The organism is Rhizobium sp. LjRoot258 (assembly GCF_964254185.1).
Taxonomy (GTDB): Bacteria; Pseudomonadota; Alphaproteobacteria; order Rhizobiales; family Rhizobiaceae; genus Rhizobium.
In genome coordinates, this window is sequence record NZ_CAXUST020000001.1 from 2,212,413 (window position 1) to 2,228,967 (window position 16,555).

14 protein-coding genes and 1 other RNA gene are annotated in these 16,555 nt (G+C 59.3%); 7 read left to right on the forward strand and 8 right to left on the reverse strand.

Going from position 1 to position 16,555, the window contains the following annotated elements; genetic code table 11:
* Positions 1-22: 22 nt before the first annotated feature.
* The 5 genes from ACSQ9D_RS11015 to ACSQ9D_RS11035 form a co-directional block, all read right to left on the reverse strand.
* On the reverse strand, positions 23-1,612 hold the full coding sequence (locus ACSQ9D_RS11015) for a DegQ family serine endoprotease (RefSeq protein WP_208250157.1): 1,590 nt from the start codon (positions 1,610-1,612) through the stop codon (positions 23-25).
* Between the two features lie 188 nt (positions 1,613-1,800).
* On the reverse strand, positions 1,801-2,727 hold the full coding sequence (gene hflC, locus ACSQ9D_RS11020; protein WP_436282271.1) for a protease modulator HflC: 927 nt from the start codon (positions 2,725-2,727) through the stop codon (positions 1,801-1,803).
* A gap of 3 nt (positions 2,728-2,730) precedes the next feature.
* Positions 2,731-3,813 (reverse strand): FtsH protease activity modulator HflK, encoded by a 1,083-nt coding sequence (gene hflK / locus ACSQ9D_RS11025; RefSeq protein WP_436282272.1) that lies wholly within the window; start codon positions 3,811-3,813, stop codon positions 2,731-2,733.
* Positions 3,814-3,966: 153 nt separating this feature from the next.
* A complete protein-coding gene (locus tag ACSQ9D_RS11030; RefSeq protein WP_037120011.1) occupies positions 3,967-4,482 on the reverse strand; it encodes a dihydrofolate reductase in 516 nt (171 codons plus the stop codon).
* A gap of 12 nt (positions 4,483-4,494) precedes the next feature.
* A complete protein-coding gene (locus ACSQ9D_RS11035) occupies positions 4,495-5,289 on the reverse strand; it encodes a thymidylate synthase (RefSeq protein ID WP_436282273.1) in 795 nt (264 codons plus the stop codon).
* A 263-nt stretch (positions 5,290-5,552) separates the two neighbouring features.
* Between ACSQ9D_RS11035 and cmoA the strand changes: the two genes are divergently transcribed.
* The 6 genes from cmoA (at position 5,553) to ACSQ9D_RS11065 (ending at position 8,700) form a co-directional block, all read left to right on the forward strand.
* A complete protein-coding gene (cmoA, locus tag ACSQ9D_RS11040) occupies positions 5,553-6,314 on the forward strand; it encodes a carboxy-S-adenosyl-L-methionine synthase CmoA (RefSeq protein ID WP_436282274.1) in 762 nt (253 codons plus the stop codon).
* Between the two features lie 14 nt (positions 6,315-6,328).
* Entirely contained in the window at positions 6,329-7,075 is a 747-nt protein-coding gene (locus ACSQ9D_RS11045) for a methyltransferase family protein (protein WP_436282275.1), read from the forward strand.
* Between the two features lie 57 nt (positions 7,076-7,132).
* Positions 7,133-7,502: a transfer-messenger RNA gene (gene ssrA / locus ACSQ9D_RS11050) on the forward strand.
* A gap of 127 nt (positions 7,503-7,629) precedes the next feature.
* Positions 7,630-8,139, forward strand: coding sequence for an SspB family protein (locus ACSQ9D_RS11055; RefSeq protein WP_436282276.1), 510 nt, complete (start codon positions 7,630-7,632; stop codon positions 8,137-8,139).
* Positions 8,140-8,189: 50 nt separating this feature from the next.
* Entirely contained in the window at positions 8,190-8,384 is a 195-nt protein-coding gene (locus ACSQ9D_RS11060; protein ID WP_436282277.1) for a DUF4169 family protein, read from the forward strand.
* 97 nt (positions 8,385-8,481) lie between these two features.
* Complete coding sequence (locus ACSQ9D_RS11065) at positions 8,482-8,700, forward strand: ribbon-helix-helix domain-containing protein (RefSeq protein WP_037120000.1); 219 nt, start codon at positions 8,482-8,484, stop codon at positions 8,698-8,700.
* Positions 8,701-8,913: 213 nt separating this feature from the next.
* Here the strand turns inward: ACSQ9D_RS11065 and ACSQ9D_RS11070 are convergent, their stop codons facing one another.
* From ACSQ9D_RS11070 to ACSQ9D_RS11080, 3 genes are all read right to left on the reverse strand, one after another.
* Complete coding sequence (locus ACSQ9D_RS11070) at positions 8,914-12,657, reverse strand: AsmA family protein (RefSeq protein WP_436282278.1); 3,744 nt, start codon at positions 12,655-12,657, stop codon at positions 8,914-8,916.
* 184 nt (positions 12,658-12,841) lie between these two features.
* Positions 12,842-14,254 carry an FAD-binding oxidoreductase gene (locus ACSQ9D_RS11075; protein ID WP_436282279.1) on the reverse strand — a complete coding sequence of 471 codons (1,413 nt, stop codon included), beginning with the start codon at positions 14,252-14,254 and terminating at the stop codon, positions 12,842-12,844.
* Positions 14,255-14,361: 107 nt separating this feature from the next.
* The gene (locus ACSQ9D_RS11080; RefSeq protein ID WP_436282280.1) at positions 14,362-15,396 is read right to left on the reverse strand and encodes an aldo/keto reductase; all 1,035 of its coding nucleotides are present in this window, start codon (positions 15,394-15,396) and stop codon (positions 14,362-14,364) included.
* 96 nt (positions 15,397-15,492) lie between these two features.
* Between ACSQ9D_RS11080 and ACSQ9D_RS11085 the strand changes: the two genes are divergently transcribed.
* Positions 15,493-16,395 (forward strand): LysR family transcriptional regulator, encoded by a 903-nt coding sequence (locus ACSQ9D_RS11085; protein ID WP_436282281.1) that lies wholly within the window; start codon positions 15,493-15,495, stop codon positions 16,393-16,395.
* Positions 16,396-16,555 lie beyond the last annotated feature (160 nt).

Here is a 16,555-nt window from a genome sequence, read left to right on the forward strand (position 1 = left end):
GCGATAAACCACCCGCGTCTTGTTATTCCATCGGCACCGCCACAAAACGCAGGTCGCCATTCGCCGAAGCGATCATCATCTGTGCATTGCGCCGCCCTTCCTGCTTCAGCGACTGCACCTTCGCGGCAACAGCCTCCGGCGAGCGCATGAACTCCTGCGCCACCTCGACGATCACGTCGCCGGGCTTCAAGCCCTTTTCAGCAGCCAGCGAGCCAGGCGCGACCTCAGCGACAAGCACGCCGTCAACGCTTTCGGCAATGCCGAAGGTCTTGCGCGTCTCGGCGCTGAGCTCCGAAAGCGAGAGGCCGAGTACATTCTTGGGATTCGTTGCATCCGGCGTTGCCTGGTCCGCCTTACCCTTGCCATCCGGCATTGGCTGGCTCTGCTGGTCATCAGGCTCGTCCATATCCTGATTTTCATCAGGATCCGGATTGATTACACCCTTGTTGGAGTCGGCATCGTTCGAGGCGGCCTGATCGCTATCTTCAAGGCGCCCGAGCTTCACCTTCACGGTCTGCTCCTTGCCATCACGAAGTACGACGACGTCCACTTCCTTGCCGACCGGGCTTTCCGCCACGACGCGCGGCAGGTCACGCATCTCATTGACCGGCTTGCCGTCGAATTTCAGAATGACATCGCCCGCCTTGATCGAGCCGTCATCGACCGGACCGCCCTTGATGACGCCGGCCACCAGCGCCCCCTTGGCGCTCGAAAGGCCGAGGCTGTCGGCAACATCGTCGGTAACCGGCTGGATACGCACGCCGAGCCAGCCGCGGCGCGTCTCGCCAAACTCGCGCAACTGCTCAACGACACCAGCCGCCAGTTCCGACGGCACAGAGAACCCGATACCGATCGATCCGCCGCTCGGCGAAATGATCGCCGTGTTGATGCCGATAACCTCACCCTTCATGTTGAAAAGCGGACCACCGGAATTGCCCTTGTTGATGGCCGCATCCGTCTGGATGAAATTGTCGTAGGGGCCGGCGTTGATGTTGCGTCCGCGTCCCGAAATGATGCCGACGGTCACGGACCCACCGAAGCCGAAGGGATTGCCGATCGCCATGACCCAGTCGCCGATGCGCATCCCACTGGAATCACCGAATTTGACGGCCGTCAGCGGTGCCTTCGGCTCGACCTTCAGGACAGAAAGATCGGTCTTCGTATCGGTCCCGATCAGCTTCGCCTTCAGCTTGGTGCCATCGGCGAAATTGACTTCGATGTCGTCGGCCCCCTCGATCACGTGATTGTTCGTGACGATGTAGCCTTGCGGATCGATGACGAATCCGGAACCCAGCGAATTGACGTTGTGGTTGCCGCCCTTATTGCCCTTCTGCTTGTTGAAGAAGTCGTTGAAGAACTCCTGGAAGGGCGAACCGTCAGGCGCGCGCGGTGCCGGACCAACGCCCTCGTCGTCCTTGACATTCTGTGACGTCGAAATGTTCACGACGGCGTTGAGAAGCCCTTCGGCGAGATCCGCAACAGATGCCGGCCCGTTCATCGGCGGCGTGCCCTGTGCGTGGACTGCGCCTGTGAACCCAATGTTAGCCAGAAGTGCGGCGCCGGCCAGGAGAGCGAGCGATCGTCTGAAGGTCGGGCGGGTCGTCGGGGCCATCAAGCATCCTCATTTCAAATAAAACGCACTCAGAGCACCAGCATAAGGCGGAATGATGGAGGGTGAAATCACCTTTTCGCGAAATCCCGCGCAATCTATCCGCCGCGCTCGCCACCATCATGTCGCAACGCAAAAAGGGCCGGCAAAGCTGCCGGCCCTTCGTGTTTTTGCAGGTCCCGATGCGTCGATCAGTTCGCCGGCGCCGTCGGCATTGCCGGCGACGCGTTTCGTGGCGCGCCGCTTGCGTCGTTGAAGAAACGGAAGAACTGCGAGTTTGGCGAGATCACCAGCGTCGTGTCCTGAGAAGTCAGAGCCGTGGAATAGGCTGCCATCGAGCGATAGAACTCGAAGAAAGCGGGATCCTTGCTGAAGGCATCCGCAAACAACCGGTTCCGCTCGGCATCGCCTTGGCCGCGCAGGATTTCGGAATCACGCTGCGCATCGGCAGTGATCTCGACCACCTGCCTGTCTGCGATCGCCCGGCGGCGCTGGCCCTCTTCCGTACCCTGCGCGCGCAGGAGTTCAGCTTCGGCAAGACGCTCGGCGCGCATGCGGTCATAGGTCTTCGGCGCAACTTCACGCGTCAGATCCGTACGACGGATGCGCACGTCCTGAATGTTGAGGCCGAGGTCTTCGGCATCGCGATGCAGATCGTCGCGAACCTCAAGCATCATTGCCACACGCTCTTCCGACAGCGCAGCATCGAAGTCGCGCAGACCGTAGACACGGCGTAGCGAAGAATCGAGCTGGGTACGAAGGCGCGCTTCCGCTGCCTCGCGATCGCCCGAGACGGTTTCGCGGAACTTGCGCACGTCTCTGATGTCATAGACTACGAAGGCATCGACATCGAAGGTCGCGCCACCGCGAACCTGGACGCGAATGTTGTCGAGGTCGAAGCGGAGTGCCTGTCTTTCGACGATCTGGACGCGGTCGGCATCCATGAACGCAAACGGCAGCTTGAAGTAAATACCCGGCTCGGTCTTTACCGACTGGATCTGGCCGAAGCGGACAACGATTGCCTGCTCACGCGCGTTCACCACGAAGACCGAAGAGTAGAGCGCAACCAAGACGACGGCGAGGATGCCGAGAATGAGAGGAAGCCTGTTCGATGTCATGGCTCAACCTCCCTGCTGTGCCGGTTTGCCGATCTCGTTCAGCGGAAGATAAGGCACAACCCCCTGCTTCTCGTCGATCACGACCTTCTTGGAATTCTTCAGGACTTGCTCCATCGTTTCGAGGAAGAGGCGCGTCCGGGTGACATCAGGCGCCTTCGCGTATTGTTCGTTGATCGACGCGAAGCGCTGCGCCTCACCTTCAGCTTCCTTGACGACGCGGTTCTTGTAGGCTGCCGCGGCTTCACGGATCTGGGCGGCGTCACCGCGCGCCTGACCGAGCTTCTGGTTGGCGTACTGATTGGCCTCTTCGACCAGTCGCTGCTTGTCCTGGTCGGCACGCTGCACTTCTTCGAAGGCATCGGCAACTTCACGCGGCGGCGCCACGTCCTGGATCGTCACGGCGCCGATGGAGATACCAGCCCTGTAACGGTCCATAGTTCCCTGGACGATATTGGCGACTTCGGTCTCGATCGGTTGACGATTGTCCCGGAATGCGTCCTGGGCAGGACGGCGACCGACGACTTCTCGCATGGCGCTTTCGGCGACCTGTTGCAGGGTTTCGGCCGGATTCTCGACGTTGAAAAGATAGGCCTTCGGATCGCTGACCGTGAAGAAGACGGAGAATTGAACGTTCAGGATGTTCTGGTCGCCGGAAAGCATCAGGCCGCTCGGCGAAGAGGAGGACGTCGATGCGGCGCCAATGTTCTGCTGCTGCATCGTCACCTTGACGATTTCGACGGTTTCCATCGGCCATAGGTGGAAATGCAGGCCAGGTGTGGAAATCTCTTCCTTCGGATTACCGAAACGCAATTCGACGCCACGCTCATCCGGCTGGACGATGTAGATGCACTGGAAGAGCCAGAACACCACCAAAATCGCAGCGACAATGACGAGCACGCCGCCGTTGAACCCACCGGGCACAATGTTGCGCAGCTGATCCTGTCCGCGCCGGATGATATCCTCGAGATCGGGCGGCCCGCCCTTGCCGCCCCCGCGCGGGCGATTGGGTCCTTGCCCCCATGGTCCCTGATTGTTACCGCCGCCGCCCCAAGGACCGCCGCCGCCATTCTGATTGCTCCAGGGCATCAAAACCTCGTTATTCGTTAAACTCTCGATCGCCGAACCCGCGGGGGCGGCGGATATTGGCAATCGTGACCGTTATAGGTATCGCCGCAGCGGCTTTCAACGCAGCATGAGGAACTTGGCGATATTTATTGGAAAATAGTTGGTTTTCAGCGCTTAACGCCTGTCATAGACGACGAATCTCGTAGGATAGTTATCCTTGTCGCCTGCTGGCACATCGATCGTCTCCGTCACCTTCCAGAGCGTCGGGTCAATCGCGGGAAATGAGGTGTCGCCTTCAACGAAGGTTTCGATGTGCGTCACACACAGTCGATCGGCTAGATTGATGGCCTGCGCGTATATTTGGCCACCACCGATGATGCAGATTTCGCCCTCGCCACTCTGCGCGGCAATTTCCTCGGCACGATTGACGGCTTCGTTCAGCGAACCGGCCATGCGCACGTCCCGATGGTCGATCGCTGTCGCCTGTCGCGAGATGACAACATTCGCGCGTCCGGGCAACGGTTTGCCGATCGAGTCATACGTCTTGCGACCCATAATGACAGGCTTGCCCAGCGTCAGCGCCTTGAATCGTTTGAGATCGGTGGATAGCCGCCAGGGCATGTCCCCGTCCCGCCCGATGATGCCGTTCTTGGAGATTGCAACCACGATGGTCTTGCGAATTCCCGACATAGATGTCCCTGATCAGACCGCGATCGGCGCCTTGATGCTGGCATCGGCCTCATAGCCGATCAGCTCGAAATCATCGAAATTGAAGCCGAAGATATCTTTCACTTCGGCGTTGATCCGCATGAACGGCAACGGCTTGGGCGTGCGAGTGAGCTGCAGTTTCGCCTGCTCGAAGTGGTTGTGATAGAGGTGCGCATCGCCGAGCGTGTGGACGAAATCGCCGAGCTTCAGCCCCGTCACCTGCGCCACCATCATCGTCAGCAGTGCATACGAGGCAATGTTGAAGGGCACACCGAGGAAGATGTCGGCAGAGCGCTGATAGAGCTGGCAGGAGAGCTTTCCGTCGGCGACGTAGAACTGGAACAGGCAATGGCACGGCGGCAACGCCATCTCATCCACCTCAGCTGGATTCCACGCCGAAACGATATGCCGGCGCGAATTCGGATTCTTGACGATGCCAGCAACGAGATTGGCGATCTGGTCGATATGGCCGCCATCGGGAGCCGGCCAGGAGCGCCACTGAGCGCCGTAGACCGGTCCGAGCTCGCCGTTCTCGTCGGCCCATTCGTCCCAGATCGATACGCCATTATCCTTGAGGTAGCCGATATTGGTGTCGCCGCGCAGGAACCAGAGAAGTTCGTGGATGATGGAACGCAGGTGCAGCTTTTTTGTCGTCAGAACCGGAAAGCCTTCCTGCAGGTCGAACCGCATCTGATAGCCGAATACGGAACGTGTGCCCGTGCCCGTGCGGTCCCCGCGATCTGTTCCGTGTTCCATCACATGCTTCAAGAGATCGAGATACTGCTTCATCGTCCGCCGCCGATTCCGTTCCTTACCTATTTAGGCGCTTTGACCATCGAAACCAATCGCCGCGCTGTCTTTATCCCGGCAAATCTCCGCCCCTGCCTGTCAGAATGCAACCCGCGACGCGGAGCACTTTCAGGTTATTGTCAGCTTCACATGTCTCCTTGTGCTCGGCGCGGGGGCGCTCCACGGGGAATCAGCATCATCGGGATGCCGGCGGCAATGTCGCCGACCACTCTTGGGGCCAGCCGCAAGTTTCGGGGGAAATGATGGCCGACAGCCCAGTACGATTGCAGCTACGAGCAGAGCGGCGCGACGAAGTATTCGCCCAGCAGGATCAGCCCATCGGCGACTTCACATTCAATGCGAAGGTCGCCGATGTTTTCGACGACATGGTCAGCCGATCCGTGCCGTATTACGAAGAAATGCAGCGGATGGTCTGCGAGCTGGCGCAGGACTACGCCAAACCGAAGACCAATCTCTACGACATCGGCTGTTCGACGGCGACCACGTTGCTCACCCTCGACCGAGTGATCGATCCGACCGTCAATTTCATCGGCGTCGACAATGCCCCTGACATGCTGGAAAAAGCGGCACAAAAAATCCAGCAAGCAGACACCCAGCGACCGATGGACCTGAAAGTCGTCGATCTTCACCAGGGTCTCTATATGGAGAACGCCAGCGTCGTAACCATGCTGCTGACGCTGCAGTTCATTCGCCCGCTCTTTCGCGAGCGCGTGATGAGGATGATCTTCTCCGGCCTGAACGATCAGGGTTGCCTGCTGCTTGTCGAGAAGTTGACCAGCGAGAATACCGCCTTCAACCGCCTGTTCATCCAGCACTATTACGACTTCAAGCGACGAAACGGCTACTCCGAAATCGAGATATCGCAGAAGCGCGAAGCACTCGAAAACGTGCTCATCCCCTATCGTCTGGAAGAGAACATGCAGCTTCTGAAGGAAGTCGGCTTTCGCAGCGTCGAGGTCTTTTTCCGCTGGTATAATTTCTGCGGCATCATAGCCGTCAAGTGAGGCTGGGCGCCAACATGAAAGCAACCATGATCCACATCGGGAACTTCTTCTTCAAGTACCGTAACCAGGCGTTTCCGCTCATAATTGTCGCCCTGTTTCTGATGTCGCCGCCACCGGCGGAAATTGGCGGAAGCGTTACGGCCGAGCGTGTCAAAGACGTGATCGCGCTTCTGGTCGTGTTTTGCGGCCTGGCCCTGCGGGCAACGGTGATCGGCTACGCCTATATCCAGCGGGGCGGTTTGAAGAAGCGCGTCTACGCCAGCGACCTCGTGACGGAAGGCATGTTCGGTGTTTGCCGCAATCCACTCTATGTCGGAAACATGCTGGTCTACGCAGGGGTCTTCCTGCTGCACGGAAATCCTGTCGTCGTGATCGTCGGCATAGCTCTCTTCATGTTCATCTACCAATGCATCGTCTATGCTGAGGAAGCGTTCCTCGAAGACAAGTTTGGAGATGCATATCGGGCCTACTGCGCGGACGTCCCTCGCTGGATGCTTCATTTCAGCAACTTTGCGCAGGCAACCCATGGGATGGTCTTCAATGTGAAGCGAGTAATCGCGAAGGACTATTCGACTGTCTCTGCCGCGCTGCTGGCTGTTCTTCTGATCGAGATTTACCGGGTTGCAGGTGCAGCCAATGCGCTGCCTCTCCCCTACATCTCTCTTCTTGGCTTGTTTATTGCCGTCGTGGGAGCCGCGACCGGAATGGTCAGTCTGCTCAAGAAGCGTGGTATCTTCAACGATCCGAAAGCCATCTCTTAGAGCGGCCAGCAACCTTTTCTCTTTCCTGCTCCGCTACGACACGGTTTTGTGACGACGCCTCTTCCCATACGAAACGGAAAACACTATATCAGCCATGCCGGTCTTCGGATCGGCTATGGCGATAAATGAGCGGTGTAATAAACCTATTGGACCCGGGGGCGGTACCCGGCGCCTCCACCAAAAACCGGCGGCCTTGCAATGAGATGGCCGGCTTTTGATGGGGGCGAAACAGGATCGACAAGGGTGTAAAGATCGTCTTTTTGCTCGGCATTGTACCGCCGTTATCGGGCTAAAATTGTAGTTGCAAACGACAACTATGCGGAAGCTCGTCTCGCTGCTTAATCGCGGTGTGACACTTCAAATAAAGCCCTAGTGGTTCGCACCTCTAGGCGGGGTCCGAAGGCACCTGGCAACAGAAGCCTTCACCTTCTCCCTTGTGCGCAAATCATGTATGGTTTGATCAAGCATGAATCGGCTCAGGCCTTTTCGAGGGCGTCTTGGCATGCCATACAGCCCTGGGAAACGAGTCCGAACCTAAAGAAAGACAGGAAAGCATGGGGCAGGATCACATCCGTTACGACATTCTGGCACAGGACGCACTGCGTGGCGTCATCCGCAAGGTTTTGTCTGAAGTTGCCGCGACGGGCCGCCTGCCGGGCGAGCATCATTTCTTCATTACCTTTCTCACGGGCGCGCCGGGTGTTCGCATTTCGCAACACCTGAAGTCGAAATATCCGGAACAAATGACAATCGTCATTCAGCACCAGTTCTGGGAATTGAAGATCACTGAGACCACCTTCGAGATTGGCCTTTCCTTTTCGGACGTTCCGGAGAAGCTGTTCATTCCGTTCAACGCTATCCGTGGCTTCTACGATCCCTCCGTCAACTTCGAGCTGGAATTCGACGTACCTCTCGCTGACGCAGACGAGCTTCCGGACGCTGAAATCACTGCTTATCCGGTCTCGCCCGAGAAGGCCGAGGAAACGCCCGCCAGCAAGGCGGATGGCGAGGAAAAGAAGCCCGGTTCGGTCGTCTCGCTCGACGCCTTCCGAAAGAAACAGTAAAACGAAGGGAAGCAATTGCTTCCCTTTTTCAATTCCGATCGAGGCCAGCCGTGACCGCCGAAGTCGTCAATCTCCGTCAGTTCAAAAAGAAACAGACCCGCGCCGAGAAAGAGAAACTGGCGGAGCAAAACCGCATTTCTTTCGGCCGCACCAAGGCCGAAAAGCAGCTCACGAAGGCCCTCAATGAGAAGGCCGAACGCTCTCATCAGCAAGGCCGGATCGAGAAATCCGAAGACGACATATGAGCGTCCCGAGAAGCGAAAAAGATTCTCACATCAGTCAGTTGGCTGGTTTTCTGGAATCATTTCGTCAGCACGTTGGATCGAATTCTGAAGCCTTGCGATGATCCGCAAGCACTCCGCTACTCTGCACGGCCACCGCACCAGCTTTTCCCTGGAAGACGAATTCTGGACCGAGCTGAACGCGATTGCCAAGGCTCGCGCCGTCCCGCTCGCAGCCCTGATCTCCGATATTGACGATCAACGGCAGCCGGAGAGCAACCTCTCCTCAGCGCTGCGCCTTCATGTCCTTCACTGGCTGAAATCCAAGGGCGCGGGCTAGGTCATTTCCCTGGTTTCGGCAGGCCCGGTACCCGAATGTACGGATTGTTCGGATCGTCGGGGAAGCTTCGCTCGCCAAGGCCTTTCGACACGACATTCCTTGCAAGAACGCCGTCTTTGCCGAAGAGATAGTCCATGCCAGCGCAAAGGTGTGCAAGCTCCCTGTAGTCGAACCATGTGGACTCGGTCTGTGCCAGAAAATTCGCATAAGCCGCTACTGCGGCATCTGCACACCGGGCAACCCGGGTATCGTCTTGAAATTGAGAGAGTTCTCGGGGGGAACGGCAAGCTGCTCTTGAGCACGTCGCGCAGCATCCGCGGCAGCCTTCTCTTCCGCCGCCTTCGCGCGTGCTTCGGCATCGGCTTTGGTTTTTGCCTCTGCTTCGGCCTTTGCTTTCGCTTCGGCCGCCTGCCTCTCGCGCTCGGCTTGTGCGGCCAAAGCTCTCAGACGCTGCTCTTCGGCCCGTCGTTCTGCCTCGAAGGCTGCAGCCTTTTGGCGCTCTGCGTCATTGAACTTGTAGAGAGCGACTTCGCGGCGCAACCGCTGCTTTTCCAGAACGTTTGACTGCAAACGCTCGACACGCCGGCGTTCACGCTCGAAGGCACGCAGCGACAAATAGCCGGTGATATCGGTGACATCCATGGTTCGTCCAGGTGACGCGAGCAGTCCCGAAAAGTCGAGGCGTACGGCGGGCTCCGCGCCCGCAAGCACCTCGCCGCTCGGATTGAGCGCAATGTTGAGCGACGCGTTGATGCGCTCCTGCGGCAGATCAATCTGGCCGTTGCCAACAACCGTCGCCTGATCGGTCGTCACGGTGACGTTCTGAAAGCGCAGAACCCCATCCGTCACGTTGAATGGAATAGCCGCCGGCGGCAGTTTCGCCTCGCCGTTGTTGAGCAATGTCTCAACGATCGGATGAACCTTGCCGGCGTTCAACTGGTCCTGCATCGGATCGGTCGCAGCCAGCAACGGCGCCAGCATGCCGAGATTGAGACCGCGAACACTGGTATCCCCAAGCCGAAGCTCGCCGGAGCCGTTCAGCGAACCGACGATGTCCTTCATCGACTTGCCGGAGGCTTCCGTGGAGAGTGACAGCCCGAACTTGCCATTTGCGACGGGCGCTCCGTCGCGTGACCACACGACACCAGCCAAATCGGCATCCGTCACCGCCAACCTGGTCTGGAAGAAGCCTGTCCCATCGGCGTTGGTAAAGAGCAGGCTGCCGTTGAGGCTGCCACCACCCCAGCCGCCCTTGATATCGTTCAGCTGCAGTTCGTCGCCCTTGTAGGCCACATCCGAGGTGAAATCCGAAATAGCACCCGACCAACCGGGCCAGAATTGCTTGGCGGAAAGCTTGAGGGTGACGTCCATGTCCGTGAAAACTGGCAAGCCCAGCGCGCCGGCCGACAGATCGCCGGTCGCCGCATCCGTCATTGGCCCGTAGATGGCTTCTCCCAGCCACGCTGCATCGGCCTTCGACAGCGCCAATTCACCCGTTGCCGTCGTCTTCTCCGCTTTGCGGTCAACGGTCAGCGCGCCATTGAACTCATTGTCGGCGGCATGGCCGGCGATGTCAGCAAAAGCAATCTTGTCGCTATCAATGGTCGCGTTTGTCGTCAGCTTGAACGGCAGGCCGGTGCCCATCTGCGGCACGGCGATACCGTTCATGACAAGATACGGATCAAGGTCCGCACTTTCCAGGGACACTGCAAGCTGTCCGTTCATGAAGGCTTGCGGGCGAACATCAACCTTCCCGCCGGCCGTAAAAGAGGTACGATCAGTGGCAAACGTCAGTTGCGCATCGGCGGGATCGGTTCCCTCTGCCTGCACCTTGAGGGTCAAGCGCCCGTTGGCATCGGCTTCGACCGGCAACGGATCGAGACCGGCCTGCCCGAACAGGATGGAGGTGACGCTGTTTTCGAGCGTCGCCTCAAGGCTCGTCGTGCCCTTGCCTGTCAGCGCCAGAAGATCCGACATGCGGTAGTCGAGATTGACACGACTGCCGTTGCTCACCCCGGCCAACGTCAGGGTCAGACCGTCGCCCTCGTCACCACCGAGCGTCAACGCTCCGCGCAGTGCGGTATTCGTGTACCACGCGGCGTTACGAACGAGCCGGTCCATGACCGGATGCGGCGGCAAATGCTGCTTCAGCATCGTGAAGAACGGGCCCGGATCGGCCGATTTGAAGGTGATTTCCCCAGAGCCCTTGTAGTCGAGCAGCGATCCTTCGGCGCGGCCGGTCGCTGTCACTTCGGCACCCGCCAGATTCTTGACGGAAAGCTTCGCGACCGCGAGAGCGCCATCGGCAATTGCAAAACTTGTCTCGACATCGGCCGCTTCAACGCCAAAGGCTGTAAACTTGTCGGCCTTGAACTGTGCCTTGATTTTGTGATCGAGCACGTTGTCGCCGGCATCCTGACCCGTGAACAATCCTGTCAGCGCACGCAGCGCATCCAGATCGAGTGCATCGCCGGCAAGCGCTACATCCAGCGTCGGCGCCTGATTGGCCACCACCTGGCGGTCCAGCCTGCCCTTGAGCGTCGCCTGCCCAACGGCAATTTCCAGGTTGCTGAATGTCTGGCGGTCGTGCGTGAGGCTAACATCTGCGGAAAAACCCGCCTGCCGCAGTTGCCGGATCGCGGGATCCACGGAGCCTGCAAGCCAGGCCGCAAGGCCAGTGGGCTGATTGGATGCCACTGTGATCTGCCCAACGAAGGATGCCTGCCCCTGCAGATTGAGCTTGCCTTGGCCTTCCACCTGCGTACGACCCGGCAGCGTGCCGACCACATTGTCGATCGTCCAGCCCTTGCCAGCGGGTTCGACATCGAGTTGAATGTCGCGGATTGTCGTGTCTCCGGCAACGATCGCCGGCAATCGAACGCTCGCCTTACCCGGCACCTGCGGCACCGGCACTTGCGAAACAATCTGGATCAGCGCGTTCAAGCGCTGCCGGGCTGAAAGGCCGGGATCACGGGTGGTCTTGCCGTTCGCACCTTGATTGCCGATGCGATTGACATCGATCTGCTGGCCGTTCGCAATCAGCAGGAATTGCGGCTTGCTTCCGGTGTCGAGCGTCGCCTCCCCGGTGACGACGTAGGGATCGTCTGTCGCCCCGACCTCCAAACGATATTCCGGTATCCGAACGCTCTCGTTGGTAAGTTCGAACTTCCCTTTCAATCGCGGAGGCACATCGGCCTTGTCGGCCTTCTTGCCATTCCGGTTCTCGATCGAAGCCGACACCGTTCCCTGATAGTTCGGTTTGCGGTCGACCAGCTTCAATTCCCCGTCGAGATCGACCGTCACCGGCTGCTTATCGGGCTGCAGCCGCGTGCGCATCCGCAGGATTCCGTTCTCATCCAGCTGATTACTGGCAATCGTGAAGCTGCCATGCGCCCCATCCAGAGCCGCATCGCCCTCGATCCGCCATGGACCGGCAAGCGACTTTGCCGACATTTCGGCATTCAGGCCCGTAATGTGCCGCGACCGTCCCGACTGATCGTCGATGAACTGAACATCGCCGCCACTGACGTGAACATTCTCGAGAACAACCGTCCTGGCTGGAATTTCAGGTCGGCTGCCGCGGGTCCAGTCGAGTGTGCCGTCTTTCAGGAGCCTCAGCTTCACCTTCGGGTTGACCACGCGCATGTCGAATATCAGCGCCTCGCCCGAGAGGAATGGCGCGAGTTCCGCATCCATCGAGAACTGTTCGACCTGCACGATCGGCGATCCGTCAAGCTCCTGCCCGACGCGCACGTCATGCAGGGTCACGGAGGGAAACGGCAGCAGCCGCGCATCCACCGCACCGTGGACGATGACCTTCTTGCCGATGATCCGGCTCGCCTGATCCTCGAAATTCTTTCGAAAGTCCGTCCAGTCGATAAACAGCGGCGCCAGCAGCGCCACGAACAGCGCCACGACAATCACTCCGCCCAAAAAGACGAGGAACCGGCCTACCAACTCAACAATTCTCCATTTGGGAATCCATCGCGGACACTAGAGCATGATACCGAAAGCTGTGAAGCAGCTTTCCGGCAACATCGTGCTCTATTTACTTGATTTCGGGATGAATTCGCCTCACGCCCGGTCATTTCCCTCTCAGTCGGTCTCGCCTGAGAGACAAAGCCCAACAGAGTGTTCGTTTTCAGGCAAGGTGGAATATCTTGCCCGGATTGAAGATATCATCCGGATCGAGCGCCTTCTTGACCTGCCGCATAAGGTCGACCGTGCCGCCAAGCTCCTCTTCAAGGAACGCCATCTTGCCTTGGCCAATGCCGTGCTCTCCGGTGCAGGTACCGTCCATCGCCAAAGCGCGGGCGTTGAGCCGGCCGACAAAGGCTTCGGCCACACCAATACCCTCCTGCGTCTTATCGTCGAACAACAGGAGCACATGGAAGTTCCCGTCACCGGCATGCCCGACGATCATCGCCAGAAGACCATGTTCCTCGATATCGGCCTGCGTCTCGCCGATGCAATCGGCGAGACGGGAAATCGGCACGCAAACGTCCGTCGAGAGCGCGGCCATTTCAGGCGCCAGCGCGCGCGATGCCCAGTAGGCATCATGCCGTGCCTTCCAGAGCTTGCTGCGTTCGTCGGCGTTGACCGTCCATGAGAATTTGCCACCGCCGCATTCTGCGGCAATCTCAGCAAACTGCTCCGATTGCAATGCAACGGTTTCGTCCGTGCCATGAAACTCAAGGAAGAGTGTCGGCCTTTCCTCATAGCTCAGCTTTGAATAGGCATTGCAGGCGCGGATTTGCAGGGCATCGAGAAGTTCGATGCGAGCAACGGGAATACCCATCTGGATGGTCATGATCACCGCATCGCAGGCAGCCCGAACGGTCGGAAACGCGCAGACGCCGCCGCCGATCTTCTGCGGGATACCCTGCAGCCGCAGCGTGACTGAGGTCAATATGCCAAGCGTACCTTCCGCACCGACGAAGAGCCGGGTCATGTCATAGCCGGCGGACGACTTGCGTGCGCGTCGCGCGGTGCGGATTTCTTCCCCATTCGCAATCACCGCCGTCACGGCGAGCACATTGTCCTTCATGGTGCCGTAGCGCACGGCATTCGTTCCCGAGGCCCGCGTCGAGGTCATGCCGCCGATCGAGGCATTTGCCCCGGGATCGATGGGAAAAAACAGTCCGGTATCGCGAAGATACGTATTGAGCTCCTCACGGGTCACACCTGGCTCGACGGTGCAGTCGAGATCTTCCGCATTGACTTCAAGAATCCGGTTCATCCGGCTGAAATCGATCGATATGCCGCCATTGGGGGCATTGACCTGCCCCTCCAGCGACGAACCGGTGCCAAAGCCAATGACGGGCACCTTGTGTTCGGCGCAGATCTTCACCGCGGCCCTCACATCGTCACTGCCCTCGGCAAAAAGCACGCCGTCGGGCAGCTGCGCCGGGATGTAGGTGGTGGTGTGCGCGTGCTGCGCGCGAATGGCTTGGCCGGTCTGAAAGCGCTCGCCAAAGCTCTGCTTCAGAACGCCAACAGCAGCGGCGATGCCTGCCTCGTTCCGTGTTCCGCTTTTTGCATCTTTGAGCGCCATCTCTTTGATCTCCTTCACCTTCGCTGCCGGAGGCAGGTTGGTATGGGACAAGAGACGGCGCCTGTCTAGTGCAGGATTAGCGAGAACGGTTCTCTGTCGAGCACCGCTTAGACCAACGGCGGATTGAGCCGCGCAAACGCTTCCTGCCTGCGGTACGGAAAGTACGGATAGGGCGCGGTCACGGCACTCGCCTTATCGAGCTTTTCCACCTGCTCCTTCGACAAAGACCAACCGACGGCACCGAGATTCTGCCGAAGCTGCTCCTCGTTGCGTGCACCGATGATAACGCTGGCGACGGTCGGACGGCCGATCACCCAATTGAGCGCGATCTGCGGAACGGTCTTGCCGGTCTCTTCGGCAATCTCCAGGAGCGCATCGATGATATCGTAGAGCTTCTGGTCATCGACCGGAGGCCCGTAATCGGCCGTCTGGTGCAGACGGCTGCCCTCCGGCAGCGGCTGGCCGCGTCGGATCTTGCCGGTGAGGCGCCCCCAGGCAAGCGGACTCCATACCAGCGCGCCTACGCCCTGGTCGGCAGCGAGCGGCATCAGTTCCCATTCATAGTCGCGACCAGCGAGGGAATAGTAGACCTGATGCGCAACATAGCGCCGATGGCCCTGACGCTGCGCAATTGCGAGCGACTTCATCAGTTGCCATCCCGAGAAATTAGAGACACCGATGTAGCGGATTTTGCCCGCCGCGATCAGTCCGTCCAGCGTTGCAAGCACCTCTTCGATGGGAACCGAGGCGTCGAACGCATGAAGCTGCAGCAGATCGATATAGTCCGTTCCCAGCCGCTTCAGCGCCTCATCCGTGGAGCGGATCAGCCGTGCGCGCGACGTTCCCCAATCCGCGGGTCCATCGCCCATCGGCAAGGCAATTTTGGTCGAGATCAGCACCGCATCGCGCCGACCGGCGATCGCCTGGCCAAGGACCTCCTCGGAGGCACCGGCCGAATAGACATCTGCCGTGTCGAAGAGATTGACACCCGCATCCATCGAGATATCGATCAGTCGCCGCGCTTCGGCAGCATCGGTATTGCCCCATGCCCCGAAGAGCGGGCCGGAGCCTCCGAAGGTTCCTGCGCCGAAACTCAAGACCGGCACCCTGAGGCCGGATGCGCCGAGATTTCTGTATTCCATGGTCGGTCTCCTGTTGTTGTCCTCAGAAGAGATAGACACTGAATTTTGGATGATATAGATTGCCAGAAGGAAAACCATCCATGAATTGAATTCATCATGAGCCGACAAGACATCAATCGCTCCGGCGAAATGGAAGTCTTCGTGCGCGCCGTCGAGCTCGGCGGCTTCACGGCCGCGGCTCGCGCCTGCCGCATGACACCATCCGCCGTCAGCAAGCTCGTCGCGCGGCTTGAGGCACGCCTCGGCGCCCGCCTCGTCAACCGTTCGACCCGCAAGCTGCACCTGACGCCGGAAGGCTCCGCCTTCTACGAGCGCAGCGTTTCCATCCTTGCGGACATAGCGCAGGCCGAGCGCTATGCGTCCGCGGGCGAACAGGCTGCCGGTCCCATTCGCATCAACACCAGCGCGTCTTTCGGCCATCACATCCTTGCGCCGCTGGTTTCCGACTTTCTGGCGCTGCATCCCGCCATCACACTCGACATCTCGCATACCGACACCATCGTTGATCTCGTGGAGGATCGGGCCGATGTCGCAATCCGCGCCGGGCCGCTGAAGAGCTCCAGCCTGATCGCCCGCAAGCTCGGCGTCACCCGCAAAGTCATCGTCGCATCGCCGGCCTATCTGAAGCGTTTCGGTGAGCCGAAATCCGTCGACGACCTGAGGCAGCACCGCCGCATTGGTTTTTCTTATGCGCGCAGCGTCCAGGGCTGGCCCCTGCGCCATGACGGCGAAACCGTCACGCTGCCGATCACGCCAGGCGTGCAGGTTGGTGACGGTGAAGCGATGCGATACATGGCCGTGTCAGGAGCGGGCCTCTCGCGCCTCGCCAACTTCACCGTTCGCGCCGATATCGAGGCGGGCAGGCTGGTGCCGGTTCTCGAGGATATCAATCCAGGCGACGTCGAGGAATTCTACGCCGTCTATATCGGCCAAGGCGGTCCATTGCCGGCTCGCGTGCGGGCCCTGCTCGACTTCCTGGCGGAGCACGTCAGTCTCTAACACTGCGAAACCTATAGGATTTCGCAATTGACCCTTTCCATGGCTGGCGCCTATATCGGCGCAGTGTCCTCCGGCTTCTCCGGCCGGTCTTTTTGCCCGCCAGTGCTGCTCCCCTGCTTCGCCTCGAAGGCAGTTTCAGCATTGCCAAGACATGCATGGG